This window comes from Bacteroides stercorirosoris (assembly GCF_900142015.1).
Taxonomy (GTDB): Bacteria; Bacteroidota; Bacteroidia; order Bacteroidales; family Bacteroidaceae; genus Bacteroides; species Bacteroides stercorirosoris.
The window spans coordinates 1-5169 of sequence record NZ_FQZN01000072.1 but is presented as its reverse complement, the minus strand read 5'-3'; the positions used below and the strand labels follow the sequence as shown (position 1 = coordinate 5169).

2 tRNA genes and 3 rRNA genes are annotated in these 5169 nt (G+C 48.2%); all 5 read left to right on the top strand.

Annotated features, from left to right (window positions below):
* Positions 1-30 precede the first annotated feature (30 nt).
* Positions 31-1553 (top strand): 16S ribosomal RNA (locus tag BUC01_RS24685).
* Between the two features lie 168 nt (positions 1554-1721).
* Positions 1722-1795 (top strand) — tRNA-Ile (locus tag BUC01_RS24680).
* A 28-nt stretch (positions 1796-1823) separates the two neighbouring features.
* Positions 1824-1897, top strand: a tRNA-Ala gene (locus BUC01_RS24675).
* 141 nt (positions 1898-2038) lie between these two features.
* Positions 2039-4921, top strand: a 23S ribosomal RNA gene (locus BUC01_RS24670).
* 91 nt (positions 4922-5012) lie between these two features.
* A 5S ribosomal RNA gene (gene rrf, locus BUC01_RS24665) occupies positions 5013-5122 on the top strand.
* The 16S, 23S and 5S rRNA genes sit together here with 2 tRNA genes alongside, the layout of an rRNA operon.
* The last annotated feature ends 47 nt before the right edge of the window (positions 5123-5169 follow it).

The following is a 5169-nucleotide window of genomic DNA, read 5'->3' as shown; positions in this document are numbered from 1 at the left end:
CCGGTAGCAATACCGATTAACAATACTTTTACAATGAAGAGTTTGATCCTGGCTCAGGATGAACGCTAGCTACAGGCTTAACACATGCAAGTCGAGGGGCAGCATGGTCTAGCAATAGACTGATGGCGACCGGCGCACGGGTGAGTAACACGTATCCAACCTGCCGATTATTCCGGGATAGCCTTTCGAAAGAAAGATTAATACTGGATAGTATAACGAGAAGGCATCTTCTTGTTATTAAAGAATTTCGATAATTGATGGGGATGCGTTCCATTAGTTTGTTGGCGGGGTAACGGCCCACCAAGACATCGATGGATAGGGGTTCTGAGAGGAAGGTCCCCCACATTGGAACTGAGACACGGTCCAAACTCCTACGGGAGGCAGCAGTGAGGAATATTGGTCAATGGACGCGAGTCTGAACCAGCCAAGTAGCGTGAAGGATGACTGCCCTATGGGTTGTAAACTTCTTTTATATGGGAATAAAGTGCAGTATGTATACTGTTTTGTATGTACCATATGAATAAGGATCGGCTAACTCCGTGCCAGCAGCCGCGGTAATACGGAGGATCCGAGCGTTATCCGGATTTATTGGGTTTAAAGGGAGCGTAGGCGGAAGCTTAAGTCAGTTGTGAAAGTTTGCGGCTCAACCGTAAAATTGCAGTTGATACTGGGTTTCTTGAGTGCAGTAGAGGTAGGCGGAATTCGTGGTGTAGCGGTGAAATGCTTAGATATCACGAAGAACTCCGATTGCGAAGGCAGCTTACTGGACTGTAACTGACGCTGATGCTCGAAAGTGTGGGTATCAAACAGGATTAGATACCCTGGTAGTCCACACAGTAAACGATGAATACTCGCTGTTTGCGATATACAGCAAGCGGCCAAGCGAAAGCATTAAGTATTCCACCTGGGGAGTACGCCGGCAACGGTGAAACTCAAAGGAATTGACGGGGGCCCGCACAAGCGGAGGAACATGTGGTTTAATTCGATGATACGCGAGGAACCTTACCCGGGCTTAAATTGCAAATGAATATAGTGGAAACATTATAGCCGCAAGGCATTTGTGAAGGTGCTGCATGGTTGTCGTCAGCTCGTGCCGTGAGGTGTCGGCTTAAGTGCCATAACGAGCGCAACCCTTATCTTTAGTTACTAACAGGTCATGCTGAGGACTCTAGAGAGACTGCCGTCGTAAGATGTGAGGAAGGTGGGGATGACGTCAAATCAGCACGGCCCTTACGTCCGGGGCTACACACGTGTTACAATGGGGGGTACAGAAGGCAGCTACACGGCGACGTGATGCTAATCCCCAAAACCTCTCTCAGTTCGGATTGGAGTCTGCAACCCGACTCCATGAAGCTGGATTCGCTAGTAATCGCGCATCAGCCACGGCGCGGTGAATACGTTCCCGGGCCTTGTACACACCGCCCGTCAAGCCATGAAAGCCGGGGGTACCTGAAGTCCGTAACCGTAAGGAGCGGCCTAGGGTAAAACTGGTAATTGGGGCTAAGTCGTAACAAGGTAGCCGTACCGGAAGGTGCGGCTGGAACACCTCCTTTCTGGAGCGACGCTCATAATTATACGATGCGCAAGCTGAATATAAAATTTTAAAAGTTGGTTCTTGAAGTTATACTTCCATAAGAACCTCTTGTACTACGGGTAATTGTTTATTTAAAGATATAAATGAGAAAGAAGAAGCCGAGCCGCAAGGTGAGGTTGAACTCGACAGTCCTATAGCTCAGTTGGTTAGAGCGCTACACTGATAATGTAGAGGTCGGCAGTTCAACTCTGCCTGGGACTACTTCGAGAAGAAGCCACGCTTCTTTCCCGGGGGATTAGCTCAGCTGGCTAGAGCACCTGCTTTGCACGCAGGGGGTCAACGGTTCGAATCCGTTATTCTCCACTCCGCCGCATTTGATTTTAATTGTCAATTTTTAATTTTCAATTTTCAATTGTGAGCAAAGCGAACTATGACATGATGTACAAAAAAAGTAAAGTTATTAACAAGCTGAAAGTATATATCTAACCATACGGCTAGGTAAGACTAAAAGTAAGCAAGGGCGCATGGCGGATGCCTTGGCTCTCGGAGGCGATGAAGGACGTGATAAGCTGCGATAAGCTGCGGGTAGGTGCAAATGACCTTTGATCCGCGGATTTCCGAATGGGACAACCCAATATCTTGAAGAGATATTATCCTGCTATGCAGGAGGCTAACACAGGGAACTGAAACATCTTAGTACCTGTAGGAAAAGAAAATAAATAATGATTCCCCTAGTAGTGGCGAGCGAACGGGGAACAGCCCAAACCATATATGTTACGGCATGTATGGGGTTGTAGGACCACGTCGTGGGACGACAGTTAGTGAGCAGAATGTTCTGGAAAGTTCAGTCATAGACGGTGATAACCCGGTATGTGAAGCTAACTTAACCCTAGTGGTATCCTGAGTAGCGCGGGACACGAGGAATCTTGCGTGAATCTGCCGGGACCATCCGGTAAGGCTAAATACTCCCGAGAGACCGATAGCGAACCAGTACTGTGAAGGAAAGGTGAAAAGTACTTCGAATAGAAGAGTGAAATAGTCCCTGAAACCATGCGCCTACAAGCGGTCGGAGCAGCTTTTAGCTGTGACGGCGTGCCTTTTGCATAATGAACCTACGAGTTACTTTTTCCGGCAAGGTTAAGCATATTAATATGTGTAGCCGAAGCGAAAGCGAGTCTGAATAGGGCGGATAGTCGGAAGGAGTAGACGCGAAACCAAGTGATCTACCCTTGGCCAGGTTGAAGGACAGGTAACACTGTCTGGAGGACCGAACCGATAAGCGTTGAAAAGCTTCCGGATGAGCTGAGGGTGGGGGTGAAAGGCTAATCAAACTTGGAGATAGCTCGTACTCCCCGAAATGCATTTAGGTGCAGCCTTGATTTATACTAATATGAGGTAGAGCGACTGATAAGATGCGAGGGCTTCGCCGCCTATCAAGTCTTGACAAACTCCGAATGCGTATTAGTTCTATATCAGGAGTGAGGGCATGGGTGCTAAGGTCCATGTCCTAAAGGAGAACAATCCGGACCATCAGCTAAGGTCCCGAAATAATTGCTAAGTTGATCTAACGAAGTCAGATTGCTAAGACAGCTAGGATGTTGGCTTGGAAGCAGCCATTCATTTAAAGAGTGCGTAACAGCTCACTAGTCGAGGAGTTTGGCGTGGATAATAATCGGGCATAAGCAATTTACCGAAGCTATGGGATGTTTAATACATCGGTAGGGGAGCATTCCACTCTGCGTCGAAGGTAAAGCGTGAGCTTTGCTGGAGCGTGTGGAAAAGCAAATGTAGGTATAAGTAACGATAAAGGGGGTGAGAAACCCCCTCGCCGAAAGACTAAGGTTTCCTGATCAACGCTAATCGGATCAGGGTTAGTCGGGTCCTAAGGCTCAGCCGAACGGTGAGGCCGATGGCAGAACAGGTTAATATTCCTGTACTACCTTAAAGAGTGACGTGGAGACGGAGGCGTGACAGTGCCGCGGACTGACGGAATAGTCCGTTGAAGGGTGTAGATGTTGATCGGGGTAGGCAAATCCGCCCCGAGAGTCGAACCTGATAGTATGGAGCGTTCTTCGGAACAATCCAATAGCGCATGTAAGCATACTCCCAAGAAAATCCGCTAAACTTAATCTTTAAGGTACCCGTACCGTAAACGGACACACGTAGTCGGGTTGAATATACTAAGGCGCTTGAGTGATTCACGGTTAAGGAACTAGGCAAATTGACCCTGTAACTTCGGGATAAAGGGTCCCGTCAGCAATGACGGGCGCAGAGAATAGGTCCAGGCAACTGTTTAACAAAAACACAGGGCTGTGCAAAATTGAAAGATGAAGTATACAGCCTGACACCTGCCCGGTGCTGGAAGGTTAAGAGGAGATGTCATCGCAAGAGAAGCATTGAATTGAAGCCCCAGTAAACGGCGGCCGTAACTATAACGGTCCTAAGGTAGCGAAATTCCTTGTCGGGTAAGTTCCGACCTGCACGAATGGTGTAATGATCTGGACACTGTCTCAACCGTGAGCTCAGTGAAATTGTAGTATCGGTGAAGATGCCGATTACCCGCGATGGGACGAAAAGACCCCGTGAACCTTTACTATAGCTTAACATTGAATTTGGGTAATTGATGTGTAGGATAGGCCGGAGGCTTTGAAGCATGTACGCCAGTATTTGTGGAGCCGCTGTTGAAATACGGCCCTTTGGTTATTTGAGTTCTAACTCGCGATGCGAGGACACTGTTTGGTGGGTAGTTTGACTGGGGTGGTCGCCTCCAAAAACGTAACGGAGGCTTCTAAAGGTGCCCTCACGACGATTGGTAACCGTCGGTAGAGTGTAATGGCATAAGGGCGCTTGACTGGGAGACTAACAAGTCGATCAGGTAGGAAACTAGAGCATAGTGATCCGGTGTTTCTGTATGGAAAGGACATCGCTCAAAGGATAAAAGGTACTCCGGGGATAACAGGCTGATCCCTCCCAAGAGCTCATATCGACGGAGGGGTTTGGCACCTCGATGTCGGCTCGTCACATCCTGGGGCTGGAGAAGGTCCCAAGGGTTGGGCTGTTCGCCCATTAAAGTGGCACGCGAGCTGGGTTCAGAACGTCGTGAGACAGTTCGGTCTCTATCTATCGTGGGCGTATGAAATTTGCGTGGCTCTGACACTAGTACGAGAGGACCGTGTTGGACTGACCTCTGGTTTACCAGTTGTGCCGCCAGGTGCATTGCTGGGTATCTAAGTCGGGATTGGATAAGTGCTGAAAGCATCTAAGTACGAAGCCAGCCACAAGATTAGATTTCTTAGGGTCGTTGAAGACTACAACGTTGATAGGATGCAGGTGTACAGGTGGTAACATCATAGCCGAGCATTACTAATTGCCCGTTCACTTTTGGTCCTTGCCTTGTATGGCGGATATATACGTTCAGCGGCTTAATCCGCAAGGATTAAGACTTATATCTTTACTTTTTACATCATGTCTACCTTATTCAGGTGACTATAGCATCAGGGTTCCACCTCTTCCCATTCCGAACAGAGAAGTTAAGCCTGATCACGCCGATGGTACTGCGTCAAGTGGGAGAGTAGGTAGTCGCCGTTTTTTCAGAGAAGCCTCCATATCGAAAGATGTGGGGGCTTTTTGTATTT